The organism is Streptomyces sporangiiformans (assembly GCF_005768555.2).
Lineage (GTDB): Bacteria > Actinomycetota > Actinomycetes > Streptomycetales > Streptomycetaceae > Streptomyces > Streptomyces sporangiiformans.
Window position 1 is genome coordinate 63,887 of record NZ_VCHX02000083.1, and the last position, 23,965, is coordinate 87,851.

Below are 23,965 nucleotides of genomic sequence, written 5' to 3' on the forward strand. Positions count from 1 at the left end.
AGGGCCTTCAGGACTCCTTGACGGCCTTCAGGATCACGAACTTCGCGTCACTGGTGACCAGTTGGCTGTTGCCGAAGAGGCGGCGGAGCTTTACGTGATAGCCGAGGTGCCGGTTGCCGATCACCCACAGTTCACCGCCCGGCCGCAGCGCGCGGCGTGCTCCGGTGAACATCCGCCAGGCCGTGGCGTCGGTCGTCGCCTGGTGCGAGTGGAAGGGCGGATTGTTGAGCACCAGGTCGACGCTCGTGGCCGGAACCCCGTTCAGGCCGTCGCCGACGTGGAACTCCGCCTTGCCGTCGGCATTCGTCCGGTACGTCGCCCGCGCCGAGGCCTCCGCCTGGTACGACTCGTCCACGAACAGCACCTCGGCCTCCGGATCGGCCAGTGCCATCGCGGTGCCGACCACACCGTTGCCGCAGCCCAGGTCCACGACGCTCCGGGCACCCTGCCCGTACGGCAGATGCTGAAGGAAGAACCTCGTGCCGATGTCCAGGCGCTCCGCGCAGAAGACGCCCGCGTGATTGACGACCGTGCGGCCGGAGACCGGCCCGATGCCGTCGGGCAGCGTGTAGGTGAGCGGCCAGGGGTTCGCCGGTCGGCTGAGTCCGGGATCCGGGGCGCAGAAGATGAGCCGGGCCTTCTTCTCGGCCAGCGAGGTCCTGGTCGGACCGAGAATCCGCTCGAACAGCTTCAGCGTCGAGGTGTGGATCTCCTTGATCATGCCCGTACCGACGACGACCGTCCCCTCGTGCACGGCGGGGGCCAGGCGCAGCAGCTGGTCCTCGAGGAGCGCGAGGCTCTTGGGCACGCGGATCAGGAGCACGTCGATCCGCGGGGGCGGCGGATCCTGGGTGGTGAGCAGACGCACCGAGTCCGCGTCGACGCCGTTGCGCGCCAGATTCGCGCGGGTCGCCTCCTGAGTGAGGAACGAGTCCGTGATCTGCACGGGGCGGTGCGCGTGCAGGGCGGTGGCGAGGGCGCCCCAGCGGTCACCGACCACGACGACCGTCCCGTCGAGCGCCTGCCCGTCCTCCGTGCGATGCGTGAGCTCCTCGAGATGCCTCAGCAGGTACGCGTCGGAGGCGTCCCAGGCGCGCAGCCTGTTGCGGGGGTCCTCGGGGAAGCGGGCCAGCTCCGGCTCGCCCCACGGCGTCGTCATACGGTCGTCCATCGTGAGCCAAGGCTAGCCGAGCCGCAGATCAGCGGGGTCGCAGGGGCGCCGAAGGGCCTCGAAGGGGCGTCGACCGGTGTCCCGCATGACGTTCGTCAACGGTGCGCGAGCATGGAGTCATGGACACCGAGCTGTTTCCCCGGAGCCGCGCGGAGGTCGCGCCGGGCGCGGTGCACCTGCCGGACTGGCTCGATGCCGGGCGCCAGCGCGAACTGCTGGAGGCCTGCCGTGACTGGGCGCGCCCGCCCGCCGGTCTGCGCACGGTCCGCACCCCCGGCGGCGGCACGATGACGTCCCGGCAGGTCTGCCTCGGCCGGCACTGGTATCCCTACGGGTACGCGCACACGGTCGTCGACGGCGACGGCGCCCCCGTGAAGCCTTTCCCGGATTGGCTGGGCGACCTCGGCCGGCGCGCGGTGGCCGATGCCTTCGGGGGCGGGGCGACCGCTCCGTACGACATCGCCCTGATCAACTTCTACGACGCCGAAGCACGCATGGGCATGCACCGCGACAGCGACGAGAAGTCCGACGCCCCGGTGGTGTCGCTGAGCCTCGGCGACGCATGCGTCTTCCGCTTCGGCAACACCGAGTCGCGCGCACGTCCCTATACGGACGTGGAACTGCGCAGCGGCGACCTCTTCGTCTTCGGGGGGCCCGCCCGGCTCGCGTATCACGGCGTGCCACGCGTGCACCCGGGCACCGCACCTCGGGAGCTCGGCCTGACGGGCAGACTCAACGTCACACTGCGCGTGAGCGGCCTCTGACCGGAATCGGCCTGCCCATTTCGTACGGCACGTCCCCCGGAGCCCTCAGCGGGCCTCCAACAGACCGGATCATGGGAGACTCGCCCTCATGAACGCCAAGTCGGCCCCCCGAGCGGTGGGAGAAGGAACCACGAGGACGCGGCTGGACCGAGGGCGTGGTGCGCTCGGGCCCGCGTTGGAGCTCGTACACACGGGACGTGCGCCGACGCGGGCCGTGCTCACCGCCGAGTTGGGGGTCACGCGGGCGACGGCGGGCGCGGTGGCCGCGGAGCTCGAAGCGCTCGGGCTGATCCGTGTCGACGCGCGCCCCGGTGCGGCCGCCGGCTCGCAGGGCCGACCCTCGCACCGGCTGTCCCTCGCCGACGAAGGCCCCGTCGCCCTCGCCGCACAGGTACACGCCGACGGCTTCCGCGCGGCACTGGTCGGCCTGGGCGGCCGTATCGTCGCGACGGCGCCCGGCTGCGAGATCGTCGACGCCGACCCGGCGAAAGTGCTCAACTCGGTCGTCGACGCGGGCGCCCAACTGCTCCGTGAGACGGGACGCCGGTGCGTGGGCGCCGGACTCGCCGTGCCGTCCGCCGTCGCCGAACCCGAGGGCACGGCCCTCAACCCGCTTCATCTGGCCTGGCCGGCGGGCGCACCCGTACGGGACATCTTCGCGGAGCGGATCCGCGCGGCCGGGATCACCGGCCCCGCGTTCGCCGCCAACGACATCAACCTCGCCGCGCTCGCCGAGCACCGGCACGGCGCGGGCCGCGGTGCCCGCGATCTGCTGTGCGTGGCCACGGGACACCGTGGCGTCGGCGGCGCGCTCGTGCTCGACGGCCGTCTGCACACCGGCAGTTCGGGCCTCGCCCTTGAAGTCGGCCACCTCACGGTCCACCCCGAGGGCCGCCCCTGCCACTGCGGCAGCCGCGGCTGCCTGGACGTCGAGGCGGACCCGCTCGCCTTCCTCACCGAGGCGGGCCGTGACCCCGGCCCCGAGGTCTCGCTGCTCCAGCAGGCCAACGACCTGATCCGCAACCAGTACGCCGACCCGGCCGTCCGCACAGCCGTAGAGGCGCTGATCGACCGGCTGGGGCTCGGACTCGCGGGACTGGTCAACATCCTCAACCCGGACCGCATCATCCTCGGCGGACTCCACCGCACCCTCCTCGACGCCGACCCGGAGCGCCTGCGAGCCGTCGTCGCCGACCGCAGCCTGTGGGGGCAGAGCGGGGTCGTACCGATCCTCGCCTGCACGCTCGACCACAACAGCCTGGTCGGAGCGGCCGAACTGGCGTGGCAGCCGGTGCTGGACGACCCCCTGGCGGCGCTGGCCTGACAGCTCCGCGCCGGGCCGGACCAGCGGCCGAGGGCGATCCGCTGAACTGACGGGGGCCGGACGGCCTACGTCGTGAGACTCCACAGCGCGGCCACCAACGGCCGCCGCAGATCGGCCCGGCGTACGCACAGGCCGATCGGGAACGGCTCCGGCGGGGGAGCGGCGGGCACTACCATCAGCCGCTCGCGGACGGAGCTGTGGTCGAGAACGAGACGCGGTACGACGCCGGTGCCGCAGCCCAGCGCGACCAGGGTCAACAGCCCTTCGTGGCCGTCGGGTTCGGCCGCCACCTCAGGTGTGACGCCGCGCGCGCGGAACCAGCGGTGGGCCGCCTCGCGCACCAGACCGCGGTGCGGCAGGACGAACGGGCCGTCGAGCCCGTCGTCCGCGCGGCCCCGGGCCGTCACGAAGACCAGCTCGGTCGTCGCCACCGTCCGGCTCACCAGCGGCTCCGGCAGCCGAGCCGGAATGCCCGCGACCGCCACGTCGACCTCGCCCTCGTCGAGCCGGGCGAGCGCGGCCGCGGCGTCGCCGGTGCGCAGATCGAGACGTACCTGCGGATGCGCGGCGCGAAAGGGCGCCAGCAGGTCGGGAAGCAGCACCTGACAGGCCGTCACCGTCGCGAACACGGCGAGCCTGCCGGTGAGTTCGGCCGGATCCGGGTGCTCTTCGCGGTAGGCGCGCCACAGCTCCAGCGCCTCGACCGCGTACGAGCGGAAGCGGTGCCCCTCCGCCGTCAGCGACACCCCGCGCGGACCACGGTCGAACAACCGGTGCCCGAGCCCCGCCTCAAGGCGCTGCACGGTTCGGGTGAGCGTCGCGGGGCTGACGTGGCAGTCGAGACTCGTGCGATTGAAGTTCAGCGTCTGCGCCAGATGAAGGAACAGCCGCAGCTCACGGTGGTCGTCCAGCACTCCACTCACCTGCAGATTTCATTTCGTGCAACGCTCCGCTGCGAATGTTGCGCTTGCCGCAACACCTGGCCGGAGCCTACAACTCGACCATGACCTCCACGAATGCGAACGCCTTCACCTCCGCCGTCTTTCCCGTCGAGACCATGGACGTCCCCGGCGGCATCGAGACGATCCTGCGCGGCGGCCGCCACCTCTTCCCGCTGCTGCCGCGGGCCTTCGCCGGCGTCCGACGCATCGGTGTCATCGGCTGGGGTCCGCAGGGCCGCGCCCAGGCAGGCAACCTGAGGGACTCCCTCGCCGGCACGGACATCCGCGTCGCCGTCGGACTGCGCCCCGGGTCCGCTTCGGCCGCCGATGCCCGCGCCCACGGCTTCAGCGAAGGCGACGGCACCCTCGGCGACTGGCTCGCCGTCACGGCCGAGAGCGACCTGGTGATCCTGCTGATCGCGGACGCCGCGCTCGCCGCCCACCACCGGGAGATCTTCGAGGCGCTGAAGCCGGGCGCCACCATCGGCCTCTCGCACGGTTTCCTGCTCGGTCATCTGCGGGAAATCGGCGGCGAGTTCCCCGCCGGGCACGGGGTGATCGCGGTCTGCCCCAAGGGCATGGGTGACTCGGTGCGGCGCCTGTACCAGCAGGGCGAGAAGATCAACGGTGCCGGAATCAACAGCAGTTTCGCCGTGCACGCCGATCCCGACGGGCACGCCGTCGACCGTGCGCTCGGCTGGTCGGTGGCCCTCGGCTCTCCGTACACCTTCCGCACCACCTTGGACAGCGAGTACCGCTCCGACATCGTCGGCGAGCGCGCCATCCTGCTCGGCGCCGTCCACGGCATCGTCGAGAGCCTGTACGCGCGCTTCCGCCTCGCGGGCGACGCCCCGGTAACGGCGTACGAGAGGTCCTGCGAGAACATCACCGGGCCGATCGCTCGTACCGTCTCGCGCTCCGGGCTGCGGGCGGTGCGCGAGAACCTCGACCCGGCGGGGCACGACGTCTTCGACCGCGCCTACTCGGCGACGTACGGGCCGGCCCGCGACCTCGTCGCCGAGATCTACGACGAGGTCGCCGACGGCACCGAGTTGCGCAGCGTGATCCTCGCCGAACAGCGGCTCGGTGCCCGCCCGATGACCGAGATCGGCGGTTCGCCCATGTGGGCGGTGGGCGACGAGGTGCGGGGCCGGCGAGCCGGACGGGACCTGCCCGTCGACGCGTTCACGGCGGGCGTCTTCATCGCCACCATGACCGCGCAGATCGACGAGTTCGCCGAGCGCGGCCACCCCTGGTCGGAGATCGTCAACGAGTCGGTCATCGAGGCGGTCGACTCGCTGCTGCCGTACATGCACGCGCGCGATGTCGCGTACATGGTCGACAACTGCTCCCGCACCGCCCGGCTCGGCGCCCGCCGCTGGGGGCCGCGCTTCCAGGCGGCCTATGAGCAGATCGCTTACCCCGCCTCCGAAAACGCGGCGGATCAGGCGCTGTTGGACGCCTTCGCCACGCATCCCGTGCACGAGGCGCTGGCCGCGGCGGCGAAACTGCGGCCGTCGGTGGACATCTCGGTGGCCTAGGGGCTGTCCGGCGGGTCAGGGTCGGCCACCTCGGAGGAAGCGGCGTACTGCGCCACCCCGTCGCCCAAGGACCAGTCGATCGACTCGTTCTCGGTCAGGGTGACGAATATGTTCCGCGGCTCGGTCCCCGCGTACTCGTGGGCGAAATCGGCGATCCGCCGGTACAGAGCCTGTTTCTGCGCGGGCGTGCGCCCCGTACGCATCGTGATCGCGACGTACACGATGTCGTCGTCACGGTGCACACCGAGGTATTCGTCGTAGCGCAGCGTGCTGCTGCTGCCGTCGTGACCGACCAGGACCTGGAAGCGGTCGTCGGGCGGAATGCCGATCGTCTCCACCAGAGCGTCGTGCACGGCGCGGCCGAGTGCGTCGAGCCGGTCACGGTCGGCCCTCAACGCGTCGATACGAACAAGAGGCATGTGAGTGGTTCCCTGTCAGATCGGCCGGATCTATGGCTCGTCACCGGGGCCGCGCCCGGAGGGTCGTCAGCGCCAGTCCACAGCGAAGGCCCGGCCGGGGTTCTCCGTGAGGATGCGCTCCACCAGGTCCTCCCCGAGGGCGAGTTCGAGCCGCGGCCGTACCCCGCGCAGCAGATACGGCATCCCCGGCCCGCCGTCGACCGAGCGCGCGCCGGCTGTCGTGGTGTCGCCGCCGAGAAGGAGCCGATGGCCGAAACCGGCGTCGGCGAGGGCACGGACGGCATCCGGCATACGCCAGTCCGTGGCGTGGTTGGCGCGTGAGGGGCCGTCAAAGGCCAAAAACGCGCCCGCTTCCGCGGCCCGGCGGTGCACGGTGAAGTCGGGGAAACGGTTGAGATGCCCGAGGATCACCCGGTGCGGTGGCACCCCCAACTCCCCGCACAGCAGGTCGAGTACGTTGAGCGCGCCGGTCCCCAGTTCCAGGTGCACGGCGACCGGGGCGCCCGTGGCGTGGTGGGCCTCGGCGGCGGCGGTCATCGTCCAGCGGGCGTGGGCGTCGAGCGCGTGGAAGCCGCCGGCGACCTTGATCAGCCCGGCCCGGACTCCGGATGTGCCGATGCCGTCCGTCAGCTCGGCGACGAAGAGATCCGCGAGCCCGCCTCGCAGGCGCCTGAGCAACTCGGCTTCGTAGTGGGCGGCTTGGTGCAGTCCGGTACCCGCGACCACGTGCACCCCCGTGTCACGGGAGAGCAGGGGCAGATCCGCCGCCCGGCGTCCCATGGCGTACGGCGTCCACTGCACCACGCATCCACCGCCCGCCGCGCGGAACGCGGCCAGCTCCGCCCGCGCGGCGGACGCGTCGCGCAGCTCCTGGCCGGGGAGTTGAGGACTGCTGAGGAAGAGGTGGTCGTGCGCGTCGCACAGGCCCAGGGCTTCGGGAGGCACGTCCCCGAGGACCGTGCGGACGGTGCTCACCACTGCCGGCCCCGCGGCAGCCGGCCCTGTTCGGGCGCCGACATGTGCAGCACCCGGAACACATCACCCGGCGCCTTGGGCGTGTCGTGGTCCCACAGCGAGAAGTGCACCAGCTCCCAGCGCCCTGGGTCGACGACGACCGCAGCGCAGACGGCGCCCTCCAGCGCGGCCAGCCGCTCGGCCTCGCGCACCGCCTCCTCCATCACCTCGGACAGCTCGGCTCCCTCCCGTATCCGCTGCCGTCGCCGCACCGCGACCTCGGCAGCCGAACCGGCAGTGACACCCTCCGTGTACGCGAGCCCGGTCCACTGCCGCACCGACGGACGCCCGAAGTCATCGACGAGGCCCTGGAAAGCGCCGCCCCAGAGGAAGGAGTTCATGCCCTCGACGGTGTTCCACAGATAGAACGGCGCGTATTGGTTGACCGGTGATCCGTCGACCCCGCGCTCTCGCATCAGGTACGTCTTGAATCCGAGGCCGTCCCAGTCGTCGAGGAGATGACCGATGCGGGACACCCGGCCGCGGATGATGTCCATGTCGTAGTCGGCGGGCAACGTCAGCTCGTACTGCATGGCTTGCATGGGAAGGATGCCTCCAGTAAGGCTCGGGGGAGTGGCGTCTGGCTCGGCCAGAAGGCCCGGCAGAAAGGCCCGGCAGACAGGCCCGGCAGACAGGCCCGGCGGCCTTCAGCGGGTGGGACGGAGAAGGGCGAGCAGCCCCCGCACCCCCGTGTCGAAGGCGGCGGACGACCCCGAGGCGCGCGCGAGCACATAGCCGCCCTGGACCGTCGCGACGATCGTCGCGGCGATCTCCTCGCCGTCCAGCGAGGGCGCGAACTCGCCGCGCTCCTGGCCCTCCTCGACCATCCCGGCGAGCCGCTCACGCAGCCAGTCCAGCGTCTCGTCGACGGGCGCGCGCAGCTCGTCGTTCGCGATGATGTCCGGGTCCATCGTCAGCCGCCCTATCGGACAGCCGCGCAGCACGTCACGCTCGCGCCGCAGATAGGCCTCGATGCGCTCGTACGGGGATCCGGGGCCGCCGAGTACTCCCTCGGCGGTAGCGCGCATCTCCTCGGCGGTCCGCCGGATCGCTGTCAGCGCCAGATCCGGCTTGCCCTTGAAGTGGTGGTACATGCTGCCCTGTCCGGCCTCCGCGTGCTGCTGGATGGCCTTGGGGCTGGTGCCCACATAGCCGCGCTCCCACAGCAGCTCGCGAGTGGACTCGATCAATCGCTCCGGGGTGCTCATGAAGTCACTGTACATACTAGTAGGTACAAAAATCGAGGGAGAGCGGCTGAAGTTCGAGAGCGCGGCTGAAGTTCGAGAGCGCGGCTGAAGCCCGAGGAAGCGGCTGAAGCCCGGGGGAGCAGCTGAAGACCGCGTTCCTACTCCCCAGGGGGTACGCCCACTGCCGCTGGCCGTACGACGACCCGGACCCCCTCCCGGCGCGAACCTCGAAGCGTCACCGAAACAGCCATCGAGGAGATGACTTCAGATGCAGACCCTGGCGCACTGGGACGGCGGGCCCGGCCCGTGGATCCTGTTCTTCCCGCTGATCTGGGCGGCCGTCGTGATCGGCGTCGTGACCGTCCTGCGCCGTACCGTCTGGCGCGGCCGCCGTGGCCCCCGCGGCTTCTGGCGCGGCATGGACCAGGCGCGCCCCGCCGGCGACTCGCCGATCGCGATGCTCGGCCGCCGCTTCGCCTCCGGCGAGATCGACGAGGACGAGTACTGGCGTCGGCTCTCCGTCCTGGAGGAGCAGTTCGGGCAGTACGGGCTCACGGGCAAGGGCGGTGGGGCATGAACACCGCGACCGCCACCAAGAGCGCGGCGCGTGTCGCCGACGCGGTGAAGGTGTACGGCCGCGGCGACACCGCCGTACGGGCCCTGGACGGAGTGGACGTCACCTTTCCGGCCGGCCGCTTCACCGCGATCATGGGGCCCTCGGGCTCGGGCAAGTCCACCCTGATGCACTGCGCGGCGGGCCTGGACACGCTCACCTCCGGCTCGGCCTTCATCGGCGACACCGAGCTGGGCAAACTGGACGACCGCCGCCTCACGCTGCTGCGCCGTGACCGCATCGGCTTCGTCTTCCAGGCCTTCAACCTGGTGCCGACGCTGACCGTCGCGGAGAACATCACGCTGCCCCTGGATCTCGCGGGCGGCAGGAACGGGCGCTCGGCCGGCGAGTGGACCGACGCCCTCATCGATGTCGTCGGCCTACGGGACCGACTCCATCACCGACCCGCCGAACTCTCCGGCGGACAGCAGCAACGCGTCGCCGTGGCACGGGCGTTCGCGGGCCGGCCGGACGTCGTCTTCGCCGACGAGCCGACCGGCAACCTCGACTCACGCTCCGGCGAGGAGGTCCTGAACCTCCTCGGCCGGGCAGTACGGCGGATGGACCGCACGGTCGTCATGGTCACGCACGACCCCGTCGCCGCCGCGCACGCGGACGAGGTCGTCTTCCTCGCCGACGGGCGCCTGGTGGACCGTATGGAATCCCCGACGGCCGACAAGGTCCTGGACCGCATGAAGGCCTTCGACAGCAAGGGGGCACCGGCATGAACGCGTCCGTGCGCATCAGCGTGTCGTCCCTGCGCTCCCACAAGCGGCGCTTCGCCGGTACGTTCCTGGCGGTGCTGCTCGGTGTCGCCTTCCTGGCCGGCACCCTCGTCATGGGTGACACGCTGCGCGCCGGATTCGACACGATGTTCGGCAACGCGACGAGCGGCACCGACGCCGTCGTCCGCAGCGCCAACACCATCACCACGCCGGGGGAGAGCCAGGGCGTGCGGCAGCCCGTCGACACGGGCCTGGTGAAGAAGATCGAGGACACACCCGGTGTCGCGGCCGCCGTGCCCGACATCCAGGGCGCGGGTCAGCTCATCGGCGCCGACGGCGACCCCATCGGCGGCGCGGGCCCGCCCACGCTCGCGGGCAACTGGATCGACGACCCGAAGCTCAACGCGTACCGACTCGCCGAGGGCCGTGCCCCGTCGAAGTCCGGAGAGGTCGTCGTCAACCGGGGAGCTGCCGAGAAGGGCGACCTGAAGATCGGCGACACGACGACGCTGCGGACACCCGACCCGGTCGAGGTGACGATCGTCGGCCTCGCGACGTTCGGCGGCGAGGACGGCATGGCGCAGGTGACCTTCACCGGTATGACGCAGGCGGATGCCGAGAAGTATCTGACCGCGAAGCCGGGCGAGGCCGCGAGCATCCAGGTGCGGGCCGGCCCCGGCACCAGCCAGCAGGAGCTCGTGGACGCCCTGACCCCCGTACTGCCCCAGGGAATCGAGGCGATCACCGGTCAGGAGTCGGCCGAAGAGAACACGGACATGATCTCCAGCCAGTTCCTGACCCTCTTCACCACATTCCTTCTGGTCTTCTCCGGCATCGCCCTGCTGGTGGCGACCTTCTCCATCCACAACACCTTCGCGATCGTCGTCGCCCAGCGCACCCGGGAGAACGCCCTGTTGCGCGCCCTCGGTGCCTCCCGCCGCCAGGTCACCGTCTCGACCCTCGTCGAGGCGAGCGTCGTCGCCGTGCTCGCCTCGACGGCGGGCCTCGCGGGCGGCATCGGCGTCGCGGCGGGGCTGCAGGCTCTGTTCCCGGCCATCGGATTCCCGTTCCCCGAGGGGGACTTGGTGATCAGCGGCTGGTCGATGCTGCTGCCGCTGGCGGTCGGCATCGTGGTCTGCCTCGGCTCCGCGCTGCTGCCCGCCGTCAGGGCGGGACGCACCGCGCCGCTCGCCGCGCTGCGGGAGACGGCGGTCGACCAGTCCGGCGCGTCCCGCCCCCGTGCCGTCGTGGGCGGCGGACTCGGCGCGCTGGCCGTCGCCGTCACACTGACCGGGGTGCTCGTGAGTCCCTCCCTGTGGCTCGCGGGTTCCGGCGCCGTCCTGACGCTCGCGGCCTTCGTGGTCCTCGGCCCGGTCGCGTCCGCCACGGCCGTACGTGTCCTCGGCAGCCCCCTCGACCGGCTGCGCGGAGTCACCGGCGGGCTCGCCCGGCGCAACGCCCTGCGCAGCCCGAAGCGCACCGCCGCGACCGCGAGCGCCCTGATGATCGGCGTCGCCGTCGTCTCGCTGTTCACGGTGTTCGGCGCCTCGCTGAAGGCCACCATGGACCAGACGGTGTCGCGGTCCTTCGCGGGCGACGTCGCCGTGAGCACTCCGTCGTTCGGTGCGGGTGGCAGTGGACTGAGCCCCAGGCTCGCCGGCGCCATCGCGGAGCGGCCCGAGGTGGACACGGCGGTCGGCCTGGGCCGCGGCGTCGCCGAAGTCGACGGCAAGGGGCGCGCCTTGACGGTCACGGACCCGGTCGCGCTCCAGAGGACCTTCGACCTCGGCACGGTCCGCGGTTCGATGCGGGACCTCGGCACGGACGGCATCGCCATCACCGAGAAGGAGGCCGGGGGGCAGCACCTCAAGACCGGCGACACGACCCAACTCGCCTTCACCGACGGCGAGAAGAAGACCTTCACGATCCGCGCGGTCTACGGCCGGTCCGAACTCGCCGGCGACTACGTCATCACCCGCGACGCCTGGGCCCCGCACCGCACGCAGGACTCCGACACCCTCATCGCCGTCTCCTTCAAGGACGGCGTGAGCGCGGCAGACGGCAAGGCGGCGGTCGAGAAGGTCGCGGCGGCATACGGCAACCCCGAGGTGCAGACCCGCGACGAGTACGCGCAGTCCTCGGCCGGCGGCATCGACATGATGCTCACCCTGGTCTACGCGCTGCTCGCGCTGGCTGTGCTGATCGCGCTGCTCGGCATCGCCAACACGCTGACGCTCGCCATCCACGAACGCACCCGCGAACTCGGCCTGTTGAGGGCCGTCGGTCAGACCCGGGCGCAGCTGCGCGCCATGGTCCGCTGGGAGTCGGTCCTGGTCGCCGCGTTCGGCACGGTGGGCGGACTCGTTCTCGGCGGGTTCCTCGGCTGGGTGCTCGTCGAGGCGTCCGACGGCGCCAGTGACAGTGCCTTCGCCTTCGCGCTGCCGCCCACGCAGCTCGCGGTGGTGGCGCTCGTGGGCCTCGCGGCCGGAGCCCTCGCCGGACTGCGCCCGGCTCGGCGGGCGGCGCGCCTCGACGTGCTGCGCGCCATCGCCACCGAGTGACCGAGTGAGTGCGGGTCACCGCCCGGTCAGCCGGCAACGGCCGACCGGGCGGGAGCGTGTCCTGATCCGACACCGTCGGCGGCGTGCTCCACCTCCGCGAAGCCGCGAGGCGCGGCAGACGCGGCAGACGCGGTCTCCACCGCCGCTCCGTAGGGCGGGCAGAAGGGCAGAGCCAACGCCGAGGCGGACGCCGGAAGCGAGAACCACACGACCTTGCCGGACTCACCGTCCGGACGCACACCCCAGCTCTCGCTCACCGCCGCGACCATCGCGAGGCCGCGGCCGTTGGTGGCGGACGGGCCGGCATCCCGTACCTCGGGAAGGCGGGGGTCGTGGTCGTGCACCGAGACCGTGAGCCGGTCGAGCAGCAGCTCCATCTCCACGGTGCACATCTTGTCGGGCTCGGCGTGCCGGTGGACGTTGGTCAACAGCTCGGTCACACCGAGCGCGGCCCGGTCTATCAAGGGGTCGAGATGCCAGTAGCGCAATTGCGCCGAGACGATTCTGCGGACCTGGCCGATCCGCGACGGCAGGGCTTGGAGCTCCACCGTGCAGTGCCTGCTTGGCTGACTGATCACGGCTGCGACTCCCCGAATTGAGGTCCGGAAGAAGACGGAGTACGGATCCAGCGGGCTGCCCGCGTATCACGGCCGTCCGCTGTTGGTGCCCGGCGACTGATTCGCAGCGTAATCGCCGGTAAACCCAGAGTGACGTGAGATCAGCGTGACTCAGGGGAGGTGGTCCTGCAACTCGTGACACTCTCAGCGGCCGCGCCCGGCGGCCTTGCGGACCGCCTCGATGAACCGGCGTGCGGCGGGCGGCCCCGGCTCCCCCGGAGCGGGGTCGTGATCGCCGAGGGTGAGCGTGTAGCGCGTGCCGTTGACGTCCGCCAACGCGCGGTCGTCATGGGCGAACCAGGGCTTGGACGCGCGGACTGCCTGCACCGGAGCGCTGTCGATCTCGCGGCCGTAACTGGTGAGCAACTCCAGCCTGCCGTCGCTGATCCGGACCTGTCCGGCCTGGGTGAGTGAGCGCAGCCTCTTTCCGATGCGCACGCCCGTGGCCGTGAACTCCGGCTCCGCCATGATGCCCCGCCCCCTTGTGCGCTACGGCTGTGCTCCGGTCCTGATCCAGTGTGCATCCCCGCTCGGGATCGCCGTCCCCTGCGGTGCAGTCTGCACGCCCAACGCGTCGAGCACCAGTGCGCATGACGGCGTCGCTCCCATGGTCCGGCGCACTTCGGTGGATGCGCCCCCACCCGTCCGTACCCCTGTTCCCCAGTGGTTCCTTTGAGATGCTCAAAGTCGTGTTTATGCAGGTGAGGAGTGTGCGGAGGGTGTCTATGATCGAGGCGTCCGACCGCATGAACCTTGCGGCGGCACGACCTTAAGGAGCCCGGCCGTGAGCACCCCACAGCAGGTCCGCACCCACGAGCCGATGGCCACAGCCGACGTGGACCGCAGCGACGCGGAGTACCGGCTCTGGCTCAAAGAAGCCGTACGCAAGGTCCAGGCCGACGCCAACCGCTCCGCGGACACACACCTGCTGCGCTTCCCGCTGCCTGAGCTGTGGGGCATTGACCTCTACCTGAAGGACGAGTCGACTCACCCCACCGGCAGCCTCAAACACCGCCTCGCCCGCTCGCTGTTCCTGTACGGCCTGTGCAATGGCTGGATCCGGCCCGACCGCCCCGTCATCGAGGCGTCCAGCGGCTCCACGGCCGTCTCCGAGGCGTACTTCTCCAAACTGATCGGCGTGCCCTTCATCGCGGTGATGCCGCGTACGACGAGTGCCGAGAAGTGCCGACTGATCGAGTTCCATGGCGGCCGGTGCCACTTCGTGGACGACCCGCGGAAGATGTACGAGGAGGCGGCCGCCCTCGCGGTGGAGACCGGCGGACACTACATGGACCAGTTCACCTACGCAGAGCGGGCCACGGACTGGCGCGGCAACAACAATATCGCCGAGTCGATTTATCACCAGCTGAGGCTGGAGCGTTACCCCGAGCCCGCCTGGATCGTCACCGCGGCCGGCACCGGCGGCACCTCGGCGACCATCGCGCGCTATGTGCACTACATGCAGTACAACACCCGCATCTGCGTGGCCGATCCGGAGAACTCCTGCTTCTTCGAGGGCTGGACGACGGGCAACGCCGACGTCACCGCGGACGGTTGTTCCCGTATCGAAGGCATCGGACGGCCGCGCATGGAACCGAGCTTCGTGCCCGGCGCCATCGACCGGATGATGAAGGTGCCGGACGCGGCGAGCGTGGCCGCCGTACGGGCGCTGGAACACGGCCTCGGGCGCAAGGCGGGCGGCTCGACCGGCACGGGGTTGTGGAGCGCGCTGAAGATCGTCGCCGAGATGGTGGCCGCGGGCCGTACGGGAAGCGTCGTCACCCTGCTGTGCGATCCCGGGGACCGTTACCTGGACAAGTACTACTCGGACGAGTGGCTGGGCGGACAGGGGCTGGACATCGCGCCGTACACGACGGCGATCGAGTCACTGCTCGCTACAGGGGTCTGGCCGGACTGAGCGGAGCCGGCGAGGTCGGATGCCGCACCGCGGTCCCGTCGAGGGAGCCGTGCGGTGCGGCGGGTGCCGGCGGGCGATCACCCCTCAGGCGTGCGTGGACGCCAGACGCCGGTCAAGCTTCGTGACCGCGGCGCGGAACGCGCGCCCCAGCCCCGGCCGCCCCAGCGTCACGGCGAACCGGAATGCCGCGGTCCCGTCGCCGGCCCAGGTCCACTGTACCCGGGTGCCCGTGCCGTCCGGCGTCAGCCGCCACTCCTCGACGAGGGCTCGCACCCCGGGCGCGTTCGTCGCGTCGACGCGATAGGCGTACACCTCGGCGGGCTGGGACGCGATCACCGTCTCCTCAAAGCGTGTCCCGCCCTTGAGGTGGATCTGCCGCCCGGCGCCGCCCTCGGTCGGCCGGGCCAGCGTCACCGCCGAAAACCACTCCGGCCAGCCCGCCACGTCCTCGGCCAGCGCCCGGAAGACGGCCTCCGGCGGCGCGGTCACCCCTCTCGCGAACACCAGACGCAACGGAGCGGTCTCGACGAAGTCGATTCCTGCCGGACGCAGTCGGCGAGCCATGGACGAAAACCCCCTCGCGGGAAAAGGGATCCGGACAGCACAGCGAACCCGAGGTGGAGCGGTGGTGCGCGGGCGAGGTCACGATAGCTGGCGGACCATCAGATGTCTGTATCGTCCACGGGTTCGCCCGCCACCACCAGACTCCGCAGGTGTTCGGAGATGTCCGTGCGCGCCTCGGCGGGCAGTCCGGCGTCCGTGACCAGGGTGTCGACCTGCTCCAGTGCGGCGAACGAGCTCAGGCCCACCGTTCCCCACTTGGTGTGGTCGGCGACCACGACCACGCGCCGCGCGGACTGTACGAGCCGCCGGTTGGTCTCGGCCTCCGCCAGGTTCGGCGTCGACAGACCCGCCTCGACGGAGATGCCGTGCACCCCCAGGAACAGCAGGTCGAAGTGGAGCGCCCCGATCGCCCGGTCCGCGACCGGACCCACCAGGGAGTCCGACGGAGTGCGCACGCCCCCCGTCAGCACGACCGTGGCCGCGCCCTGCCGCTGCCCCGAGTTCCGCTGTGCCGCGTGGAAGACGTCGGCCACGCGCACCGAGTTGGTCACCACGGTCAGGTCCGGCACGTCCAGGAGCTGATGGGCGAGCGCGTACGTCGTCGTGCCGCCCGACAGGGCGATCGCCGAGCCCGGCGTGACCAGCTCCGCGGCGGCCCGCGCGATGTCCTCCTTGGCGCTCAGCTCCAGACCCGACTTGGCCTCGAAGCCGGGCTCGTGGGTGCTCGCCTCGACCACCGGGACCGCGCCGCCGTGCACCTTCTCCACCGCGCCCTGCCGGGCGAGCGCGTCCAGGTCACGGCGGACCGTCATGTCGGAGACGCCGAGCTTCCTGGTGAGCTCGTTGACCCGGACGCCGCCGCGCCGCCGGACCTCGTCGAGGATCAGGGCGCGGCGCTGCTCCGCGAGAAGATTCTGATTCTCACTCACGCCCGCTCCGGTCCTTTCGCCTCGTTCTGTCCGACACGCCCTCGTACCCCCTCCGACGAGCACATTCTCCCGCCTTCGACCCCAAGGAGGTCTCATCCTCGCATGGGTGACCGCAGGTCGCGCCACTCCCTGTACCGACGTGCACACGCCACGCGGGCAACAGCGGCCCTGACCGTCACACGGATCGGGGAGATTCCGTGACGAGACGTGCGCACAGCCCCTGAAACCGACATCCTTGTACCTGCGCATGACACATGCCACGTGGCATCACATCGCATCACGGGGGAATCGAAGACAGTGGAGCGTTCAAAGGAACCTGCCTCGACGGGGGAGGCGATCAGCCCCGAGCAGCCGCCCGCGGCGCCCTACACCGCACTGGAACTCCTGGTTCACGGCGTCGGTGGCACCACGCCCCAGGGAATGCTGAACGATCCGCGCATCGTGCGGATCACCGGAGACGAGACGGCAGCCGTCTACCGCCGCGTCGACGACGCCGACGCGGAAGCACGCCCCGACGACTACCGCGGCAGACCGGTGCCCGAGGCGTATGTGTGGTGCAACCTCACCTCCGGAAACGGAGCCCGCGCTCTGTGGCTGCTGCTCCTGCCGTTCATGGTCGTCAACCTCGCCCACTGGATGCGGCCCACGGTGCCCGACAGCCGGACGCGGACGGTACGCCTCCATGGCCTGCTCGTCCGCCTCGTGAGCCTCACGCTCACGGTGCTGCTGGTGGCAGCCGCCTGCGAGGTGGCCCTCGACCTGGTCGCCTGGCAGTGCGCGGGTACGCCCGAGTGCGCCGCGGAAAACTCCTGGCTGGGCTTCCTCTCACCCACCGGATCCGACGACGGCTGGTGGAGTCAGCCCGGCCGCCGCCTCGCCCTCGCCTCCCTGGCACCCGCCGCCCTCACCGGCCTCCTGTGGTACCTCTCCCACCGCACCTGGAGCGCGTACGAGTCCCAGCGGCCGATGTCCGAAGGGGGCGCCCCCCGCGACGACTCCGACGACAACGGCCGCCCGGCCCTTGGCCGCCCCGGCTTCTGGTACGGGCGCAGGCTGGTGGCCAGGCTGCGCGCCGCCCACACCGCCGCCGGGCTGCTGACGGTCGCCGCCGGGGTCGGTGTCTCCGCAGCCCGCCACGACCGCGAGGACGGCGGGCCGGCAGCCCTGGAAACGCTGGGCCTGCTGCTGACCGCAACGCTCGTCGCGGGGGCGGTCGTGGTGATCTGGGTCGTCTGCCACAGGGGCCGCAGCGAGAGACACCTCGACCGGCAGCTCGACGCGACCTTGGTGCGCTGGCTGCCCCTCGGCTCACTCGCCCTGCTCGCGCTCACCCTCCTGTACGCCGGCTGGTCGCGCCCGGACTGGCAGTCGGGCCACCGGCTGCCGGGCGGCGGGACCTTCGGCGGCATCGCCCTCGTCCAAGGCCTGCTCGTGATCGCCCTGGGCGTGGTGGCCCACCTCCTGTATCGCACCCACCCCGACACCCGCACCGCGATGCGGGGCCTCGCCGGACCCGCCGTCGCGATGCTGGCCTGCGCCCTGGGCGGCGTGATGTCCGGCGGGGTGGCCCAGCGCGTCGCCGACTGGCTCGACGGCACCGAGAAACCGATCGACGGCCCGCCGGTGTTCCTGACCTGGCAGGCGTCCGTCATCCCACCCCTCATCGTCGTCCTCCTGGCGCTCTTCGGCTGGCTGGCCAGGCGCACGGGGCAGCTGCGCCGCGCCGAGACGGACAAGGTGGGCCTCGACTACCCGTCGGAGCCGCAGGACGCCGAGCGCACCCAGCGCATCGCGAGGACACGCGCGATGGCCGCCCTCACCGACCGGGCGCCCCGCATCATCGGCATCATCTCGACCGTCACACTCCTGCTGGGTGCCGTCGCCCTCGTGGGCGCGATGACGACCGACGAGGTGCCCGGCGATGCCGCACAAGGCACGTACGCCTTCGTGGAGGGCGCGGCCGAGACCGCGCAGGCCCTCGGCTCCTGGCTGATCGGCGTCGGCTTCATATTGCTCGTCACCTGGGGCCGCCGCGCCTATCGCGATCCGTCGGCCCGCCGCACGATCGGCATCCTGTGGGACGTCGGTACGTTCTGGCCGCGCGCGGCGCACCCCTTCGCGCCCCCCTGCTACGCCGAGCGCGCCGTGCCCGACCTGACCTGGCGCATGGCGACGTGGACGGGCACCACGGGCGGGCGGCTCGTGATCTCCGGGCACTCCCAGGGCAGCGTCCTCGCGGCGGCCGCGGTCTGGCAGCTCACGCCGTCGGTCCGGAAGCGGGTCGCCCTGCTGACCTACGGTTCGCCCCTGGAGCGGCTCTACGGGCGCTGGTTCCCGGCTCACTTCGGGTCGGCCGCGCTGAGCAGCCTGCGCCGCGAGGTCGACTGCTGGCGCAACCTCCACCGGGCCACCGACCCCATCGGCGGGCCCGTCCGGCTGCCCGGCGACTGCGGCCCCCCGGTGGACCGCGAGGCCCTCAAGGATCCTCTGTCATACGGTCGCACCGCGCGGCACCCGCTGCCCGAGCCGATCCTCGGGCACTCCGGCTACCAGGCGGACCCGGCGTTCGCGGAAGAGCGGCGACGACTGCTCGCGCGGCTCCGGCCGGACGTACCGGGACCGCGCCCGGAAGGAGGGCCCCCAGAGTCTGCCGCACCTGAGCCCGTCGCCGCGCCCGACAGCGACAGCGTCGCCGCGCCAGACAGCGTCGCCATGCCCGATGGCGGCGTGCTCCAGCCCGGTCCGGGCGCGGACGGCGAACCTCAGGGCAGCTCGGGCAGGTCCTCGGCGTAGAGCAGGGTGAGGTCGTCCGTGCTCGGCTCGGCGAGCTGGGCGACCCGCCCCGCATGCTTCTCCACCATCGCCTCGAACGTCTGCCGCGCGGTGCGGCCGTTGCCGAACGCGGGCCCCTTCGGGATCGCGGTGAAGTACTTGAGCAGCGCCTCGCCGGCGCCCGGCGCCAGGTGGTACTCGTGCTCCTCGGCCTGCTGCTCCACGATCCGCAGCAGTTCCTCGGGAACGTAGTCGCTGAAGGTGATGGTCCGCGAGAAGCGGGAGGCCACACCCGGGTTGACCCTCAGGAAGCGCTCCATCTCGGCCGTGTACCCCGCGACGATCACGACCACCGCCTCCCGGTGGTCCTCCATCAGCTTCACCAGCGTGTCGATGGCCTCGCGACCGAAGTCGCGTCCCGAGTCCTCCGGCGAGAGCGCGTAGGCCTCGTCGATGAACAGCACGCCGCCGCGTGCCTTGTCGAAGGCCTCCTGCGTGCGGATGGCCGTGGAACCGATGTGCTCACCGACGAGGTCGACCCGGGAGACCTCGACGAGATGGCCCTTCTCCAGGACACCGAGCGAGGCCAGGATCTCGCCGTACAGCCGGGCGACCGTCGTCTTGCCGGTGCCGGGGGAGCCCGTGAAGACCAGATGGCGCCGGACGGAGGCGGCCTTGAGGCCGGCCTCCTTGCGACGGCGGCCGACCTCGATCATGTCGGTGAGGGCGCGTACCTCGCGCTTGACGCTGTCCAGGCCCACCAGCGCGTCGAGTTCACCGAGCACCGCCTTCGACGTGCGCGCGGGCGGCGAGGGTTCATGGGCGGCGACGAGCGGTTCCTGCTCGGTGGTGCGCTGGCCGGGGATGGCGCCGAGCAGACCGGGGGACTGGCCGGCCGTCTGCACGGCGGGCTCCTGCGCCGGAGGCCGCACGCCGGCACTCTCGTCGCTCGTGCAGTCCTCGACGACGGGTCCACTGCCGGACGCCTGTTCTCCACCCGCGTCCGCGAACTCGTACCCTCCACGCGCGCATCGCTCCGTGCGGCACTTCTTGAGCGTCGTACGGCAGCCGTCGATCACGTGGAAGCCGTAGCCGCCGCTGCCCGTGACCCGGCAGCCGTGGAAGCTGCCGCGCCCGCCGGCCGAGACATAGAAACCGGCCTCCGCGGGCGAGGTGACCGTGCATCGCTCGACGGTGGGGTCGGCGCCCTTGGTCACGATCACACCCGTCTGTGTGCCGTCCACGGTGCAGCCCGACAGGGTGCCGCCGCTGCCGTGGTCGCGGAACCAGGCACCCGTCGCGGCGTCCCGGATCCGGCAGTCGTCGAGCTGCGCCGTGGCGCCGTCGCTCACCGACACCGCCGTGTTGCGCACCTGCCACAGGTCGCTGTCGACGACGTCGGCGCGCGAGCCGCGGTCGAGCACGAAGAGGGCATCCGGCACGTCGTGCACCCGGCACGAGTCGAGCAGAGCGGTCGCGCCGTCGCTCACCCAGACCGCGGGGTAGTCGCCCGTACTGTCGTGGATCTCGCACTGGTTGGCGTCCACGCGGGTGCCGGGATCCCAGACCGACAGGCCGTTGCGCCCGAACTGCCGCACCGTGGAGCGGGTCATCGTGAGGACCGAGCGGGAGCGCAGGTCGACCGCGTTCTCCGGGATGTCGTGGATCCGGCAGTCGGCGAGCGTCAGCACGGCGTCCGTGTCGAGCGTGACGCCGTCCGCGGTCGTACGGTGCACATCGCAGTCGGTGAGATGGGCCGTCGCCCGCCCGGTGACCTGTACGCCACTGCCTCTGACCTCGTACACCTCGCAGCCGACGGCCTCGAACGCCGAGTGCTCGCCCGTCGCCGACAGGCCCGCGCCCGAGGCATGGTGCACCCGGCAGCGCTCCAGGCGCGGGTGGGCGCCACCGCGCACGGAGATGCCCGACTGCCCGGCCGCGACGACCTCGCACTCCTCGAACACCCCGCCCCCGCCGTCCAGTACGGCGATGCCGACGCCCGCCGGATTGTCCACCGTGCACCGTCGTACGGTCGGGCGCGCGCCCCCGCGCACCTCGAGCCCGGCCGCGGAGCGCGTGACGATCCGGATGTCCATGAGCTCCGGCGCGCCCTCCTCGACGAGCACCGCCGGCGCGGCCGCGTCCTGGCCCTCCACGAGCAGGTCCTGGACCAGGGCGGAGGCGCGCACCGTGAGAGGCACTCCGTCAACGGGCGCGATGCGTACGGAACCGGGGGAGCCCTCAGGGCCGCGCAGGGTCACTGTCCGCTGGACGACGAGGTTCTCCCGGTAGGTACCGGGAGCGACGGTGAGCACGTCCCCGTCTCCCGCGGCCTCCAGGGCGGCGGCGAGCGATGCGTACTCACCCGTGCGGCGTCGCCACCGTGACGTGCCGGTGTGCGTCACCTGGACCGTGCCCTGTGCCATGGCGCTGTTGTGCCCCCACCTCGTCGTACGCGGGTCCTGAGAGGCTGACATCGATACCCGTCGGATGCGCAGACGGGGATCCAGGACAGCCTCTCACGACGTGCCGAACAGTTCGGCCGGTCCACCGTAGCGTGCGCGGGGAGGGGGAGTTGACCGTAGCGACAGCTGTCAGCTGCCTGTACCGGTCCTGCCCCAGTCCGGGCCCGCCTGCGACCATTCCTGGTCCCAACGGGCGTACCGGCGGCGCACCATGCGCCAGACGAGCAGTCGCCGGCCGCCCTCCACGAGTCCCGCACAGAGGGCGGCCGCGCCGAATCCGGCCAGGACGGCGTGCGTCGTCGCGGTGGCGGTGTCCAGGGGGCGGCCCATTATTCGGCCGTGGTCGTCGGTCCACACCGTGAACTGGTCACCGGCGTGCGGGGACTTGAGGGCGGCCATGACCGTGCCGTGGTGGGCGGTGCCGTCCGGGCCCGTCCAGTTGGCGAGTACCCGGCTGCGGGAGTCGCGCGCCGAGGACGTCTCGGGATCGGTGTCCAAGGGGGTGCTGTCCGCCTTCTTGACGACGGTCGCCTCCACCAGATGGCGGCTCTGCCTCTGCTCCCGTACGGACTCCTGCAGGGCATCCTGGGCAACTGAGCCGATCAGGGTGCCGACGAGGGGCGCGGCGACCAGGATGAGCAGCAGCGCCGCCAGCGCCATCCATGCCTCGACGAGATCGGTCGTGCGGCGCAGCGCATTGTGACGCCAGCGCCAGAGTCCCCTGATTGCCCGCAATGTCCCGCACCCCCCTTCCGCGTCCGTGATAGCCCAGATCGGAGCCGTCCACGCACGGGGCCGGGCAAGAGAGAGCGAAATCACCTCTCCTACCGGCCTTTCATGCATTTCTCATCATGTTCAACGGCCCTGAGCGGTGCCGTGGTTCCCTCCGCGAGGATCCAAGGGGTGTTGTTTGGGTCACCCCCTAGTCGAGGATTCTGACCGGATCTCCCAGACGCACTGTGCCGAGGGACTCGGGCACCAGGTTCTGCCCGAACAGCAGTTTGCCGCCGACGCGGCGGTGGCGGCCGAGGGTGCGCAGGGGCTCTCCGCCGCGCTCGGCCGTGTCCTGATCGGTGGTGGTCACGACGCAGCGCCCGCATCCCTTGGCGACCCGGAAGGTGGCCTCGCCGACGGCGATCCGTGACCAGTCGTCCTCCGCCCAGGGCTCCGTGCCGGAGACGACCAGGTTCGGCCGGAAGCGGTTCATGGGAAGCGGGCCCTCGTCGGGCCGGTCACCCCGCATGATCAGCGAGTTGAGGGCGTCGAGGGAGCCGAGCGTGGTGAGCAGCAGGGGGTAGCCGTCGGCGAAGCTGACGGTCTCGCCCGGGCGCGCGTACTCCGGATCGATGGGCCGGCGTGTGGCCGGGTCGTCTAGATGCACAAGGCGCACTTCGACGCCGAGGTAGTCGCTGAACCAGGCGTGCGCCGCGGCGTCGGCGGCAACCCCATCCACCTTGTCCCGCCAGATGTGAACCGTCGTCGTGCCGATCGGATCGGGCACCGGGACGGTCAGCGGTTCACGGCCGGGGCCGGACAGCCGCACCCCGCCGCCGGGCAGCGGGTCGGCGGAGGCCAACGCCATGCGCGCATGCGTGCGTTGGGTGACGATCTTGCCCGTCTCGTCGATCAGTACCCAGCGCCGGTCGCCCGCCAGGCCCCACGGCTCCACGACGGCCTCGCGCGGGGCGTGGCCCCGGGCCGCCTTGAGCGGATAGACGTGGACGGAGTGCAGTACCGGCGTCGACATGGGGTCATCCTGCCAGCCGATACCGACAACCCCGCCGAGACCGGCACCGACAACCCCCGCCGAGCGACGCCAGTACCCGAGAGACCTCAGTACCCGCCGGGAACCTCAGTACCCGCGGTACTGCTGACCGTTGTACGGCTCCTGGTACGGGGCCGGGGCGGGACGCGGCGCCGCCGGGCGCATCGCCTCGTAGCCCGTGCCGCCCGCTACGGGGCGCTGCGGCTGCTGGGTCTGGGTGCCTGGGTAGCCCCGCGGTCCGTTGGTCTGTTGGGGGATGTACGGCGCGGCGGCCTGCTGCAGTGGCTGCGGTTGCTGGGCCTGCGGGTAGCCGTACGACGGAGTCTGCGGCGAGGGAGCGGCCGGCAGGGCGGGCAGCGCTGCCGGTAGCGCGGGCAGATGGCTGCCCGAGTCGTACGCCGAGGGGACCCGGATCGGCGCGATCTGCGGGGTACCCCGCTCTGCGACGAGCGAGTCGTAGATCGGGGTGTCCGGGAAGGAGGCGGAGTAGTAACCGCCACCGTAGGTGGAGCGGGGGGAGGTCATGGCACATAAGTTAAGCCCACGATGTGCTGGTTGGGGAGACCGATAAGAGGGTTGTTTTCCGTGTCGGCCGTGACGGGGGGTCCTCAATGTGGGTGAACCTGGCAAAAAGGGGCAGCGTGCCACGTTCAGATCACGTAAAAGCCGAGTTCC

Annotated in this window: 22 protein-coding genes; 8 read left to right on the forward strand and 14 right to left on the reverse strand. The window is 71.4% G+C overall.

Annotated features, from left to right (window positions below; genetic code table 11):
* Positions 1 to 7: 7 nt before the first annotated feature.
* Positions 8 to 1,171 carry a methyltransferase gene (locus FGD71_RS09095; RefSeq protein WP_181359154.1) on the reverse strand — a complete coding sequence of 388 codons (1,164 nt, stop codon included), beginning with the start codon at positions 1,169 to 1,171 and terminating at the stop codon, positions 8 to 10.
* A 119-nt stretch (positions 1,172 to 1,290) separates the two neighbouring features.
* Between FGD71_RS09095 and FGD71_RS09100 the strand changes: the two genes are divergently transcribed.
* Positions 1,291 to 1,935, forward strand: a complete 645-nt coding sequence (locus FGD71_RS09100; RefSeq protein WP_119099873.1) for an alpha-ketoglutarate-dependent dioxygenase AlkB — start codon at positions 1,291 to 1,293, stop codon at positions 1,933 to 1,935.
* An 88-nt stretch (positions 1,936 to 2,023) separates the two neighbouring features.
* Positions 2,024 to 3,259 carry an ROK family protein gene (locus FGD71_RS09105; RefSeq protein WP_119099874.1) on the forward strand — a complete coding sequence of 412 codons (1,236 nt, stop codon included), beginning with the start codon at positions 2,024 to 2,026 and terminating at the stop codon, positions 3,257 to 3,259.
* 65 nt (positions 3,260 to 3,324) lie between these two features.
* On the opposite strand, the gene ilvY is transcribed toward FGD71_RS09105, so the two are convergent.
* Complete coding sequence (gene ilvY, locus FGD71_RS09110) at positions 3,325 to 4,173, reverse strand: HTH-type transcriptional activator IlvY (protein ID WP_119099875.1); 849 nt, start codon at positions 4,171 to 4,173, stop codon at positions 3,325 to 3,327.
* A gap of 89 nt (positions 4,174 to 4,262) precedes the next feature.
* Here ilvY and FGD71_RS09115 point away from each other — a divergent pair, with 89 nt between their 5' ends.
* A complete protein-coding gene (locus FGD71_RS09115; RefSeq protein ID WP_119099876.1) occupies positions 4,263 to 5,741 on the forward strand; it encodes a ketol-acid reductoisomerase in 1,479 nt (492 codons plus the stop codon).
* Here FGD71_RS09115 and FGD71_RS09120 read toward each other — a convergent pair.
* From FGD71_RS09120 to FGD71_RS09135, 4 genes are all read right to left on the reverse strand, one after another.
* Positions 5,738 to 6,160, reverse strand: a complete 423-nt coding sequence (locus FGD71_RS09120; protein ID WP_119099877.1) for a tautomerase family protein — start codon at positions 6,158 to 6,160, stop codon at positions 5,738 to 5,740. The two genes, FGD71_RS09115 and FGD71_RS09120, sit on opposite strands and share 4 nt — an antisense overlap.
* Positions 6,161 to 6,226: 66 nt before the next feature.
* Positions 6,227 to 7,135: a phosphotriesterase family protein gene (locus FGD71_RS09125; RefSeq protein ID WP_119100037.1), complete on the reverse strand. Its 909-nt coding sequence runs from the start codon at positions 7,133 to 7,135 to the stop codon at positions 6,227 to 6,229.
* A complete protein-coding gene (locus FGD71_RS09130; protein ID WP_119099878.1) occupies positions 7,132 to 7,716 on the reverse strand; it encodes a DUF4865 family protein in 585 nt (194 codons plus the stop codon). Before FGD71_RS09130 ends, FGD71_RS09125 begins: the two co-directional genes overlap by 4 nt.
* Before the next feature lie 105 nt (positions 7,717 to 7,821).
* On the reverse strand, positions 7,822 to 8,382 hold the full coding sequence (locus FGD71_RS09135) for a TetR/AcrR family transcriptional regulator (RefSeq protein WP_240436484.1): 561 nt from the start codon (positions 8,380 to 8,382) through the stop codon (positions 7,822 to 7,824).
* 247 nt (positions 8,383 to 8,629) lie between these two features.
* Here FGD71_RS09135 and FGD71_RS09140 point away from each other — a divergent pair, with 247 nt between their 5' ends.
* The 3 genes from FGD71_RS09140 to FGD71_RS09150 are packed head-to-tail and all read left to right on the forward strand — an operon-like array spanning position 8,630 to position 12,260.
* On the forward strand, positions 8,630 to 8,938 hold the full coding sequence (locus FGD71_RS09140; protein ID WP_119099880.1) for an SHOCT domain-containing protein: 309 nt from the start codon (positions 8,630 to 8,632) through the stop codon (positions 8,936 to 8,938).
* On the forward strand, positions 8,935 to 9,702 hold the full coding sequence (locus FGD71_RS09145) for an ABC transporter ATP-binding protein (RefSeq protein WP_119099881.1): 768 nt from the start codon (positions 8,935 to 8,937) through the stop codon (positions 9,700 to 9,702). Before FGD71_RS09140 ends, FGD71_RS09145 begins: the two co-directional genes overlap by 4 nt.
* Positions 9,699 to 12,260 (forward strand): ABC transporter permease, encoded by a 2,562-nt coding sequence (locus tag FGD71_RS09150; protein ID WP_119099882.1) that lies wholly within the window; start codon positions 9,699 to 9,701, stop codon positions 12,258 to 12,260. Before FGD71_RS09145 ends, FGD71_RS09150 begins: the two co-directional genes overlap by 4 nt.
* Positions 12,261 to 12,286: 26 nt before the next feature.
* Here the strand turns inward: FGD71_RS09150 and FGD71_RS09155 are convergent, their stop codons facing one another.
* Together FGD71_RS09155 and FGD71_RS09160 are read right to left on the reverse strand one after the other, a co-directional pair.
* Positions 12,287 to 12,838, reverse strand: a complete 552-nt coding sequence (locus FGD71_RS09155) for an ATP-binding protein (RefSeq protein ID WP_119099883.1) — start codon at positions 12,836 to 12,838, stop codon at positions 12,287 to 12,289.
* 183 nt (positions 12,839 to 13,021) lie between these two features.
* Positions 13,022 to 13,345 (reverse strand): hypothetical protein, encoded by a 324-nt coding sequence (locus tag FGD71_RS09160; RefSeq protein ID WP_119099884.1) that lies wholly within the window; start codon positions 13,343 to 13,345, stop codon positions 13,022 to 13,024.
* Positions 13,346 to 13,697: 352 nt separating this feature from the next.
* Between FGD71_RS09160 and FGD71_RS09165 the strand changes: the two genes are divergently transcribed.
* Positions 13,698 to 14,795 (forward strand): PLP-dependent cysteine synthase family protein, encoded by a 1,098-nt coding sequence (locus tag FGD71_RS09165; protein WP_119100038.1) that lies wholly within the window; start codon positions 13,698 to 13,700, stop codon positions 14,793 to 14,795.
* A gap of 84 nt (positions 14,796 to 14,879) precedes the next feature.
* Here the strand turns inward: FGD71_RS09165 and FGD71_RS09170 are convergent, their stop codons facing one another.
* Positions 14,880 to 15,359: an SRPBCC family protein gene (locus FGD71_RS09170; RefSeq protein WP_119099885.1), complete on the reverse strand. Its 480-nt coding sequence runs from the start codon at positions 15,357 to 15,359 to the stop codon at positions 14,880 to 14,882.
* Between the two features lie 98 nt (positions 15,360 to 15,457).
* Complete coding sequence (locus FGD71_RS09175; protein ID WP_119099886.1) at positions 15,458 to 16,288, reverse strand: DeoR/GlpR family DNA-binding transcription regulator; 831 nt, start codon at positions 16,286 to 16,288, stop codon at positions 15,458 to 15,460.
* A gap of 297 nt (positions 16,289 to 16,585) precedes the next feature.
* Between FGD71_RS09175 and FGD71_RS09180 the strand changes: the two genes are divergently transcribed.
* Positions 16,586 to 19,081, forward strand: a complete 2,496-nt coding sequence (locus FGD71_RS09180) for a hypothetical protein (protein WP_420878261.1) — start codon at positions 16,586 to 16,588, stop codon at positions 19,079 to 19,081.
* Here the strand turns inward: FGD71_RS09180 and FGD71_RS09185 are convergent.
* The 4 genes from FGD71_RS09185 to FGD71_RS09200 all read right to left on the reverse strand — a co-directional run bounded on the left by FGD71_RS09185 (position 19,051) and on the right by FGD71_RS09200 (position 23,815).
* Positions 19,051 to 21,486 (reverse strand): right-handed parallel beta-helix repeat-containing protein, encoded by a 2,436-nt coding sequence (locus FGD71_RS09185; RefSeq protein ID WP_162931077.1) that lies wholly within the window; start codon positions 21,484 to 21,486, stop codon positions 19,051 to 19,053. The genes FGD71_RS09180 and FGD71_RS09185 overlap by 31 nt on opposite strands.
* A gap of 168 nt (positions 21,487 to 21,654) precedes the next feature.
* On the reverse strand, positions 21,655 to 22,260 hold the full coding sequence (locus FGD71_RS09190) for an Rv1733c family protein (protein WP_181359155.1): 606 nt from the start codon (positions 22,258 to 22,260) through the stop codon (positions 21,655 to 21,657).
* A 187-nt stretch (positions 22,261 to 22,447) separates the two neighbouring features.
* A complete protein-coding gene (locus FGD71_RS09195) occupies positions 22,448 to 23,272 on the reverse strand; it encodes an MOSC domain-containing protein (protein WP_119099888.1) in 825 nt (274 codons plus the stop codon).
* A 105-nt stretch (positions 23,273 to 23,377) separates the two neighbouring features.
* On the reverse strand, positions 23,378 to 23,815 hold the full coding sequence (locus FGD71_RS09200; protein ID WP_119099889.1) for a DUF6643 family protein: 438 nt from the start codon (positions 23,813 to 23,815) through the stop codon (positions 23,378 to 23,380).
* Between the last annotated feature and the right edge of the window lie 150 nt (positions 23,816 to 23,965).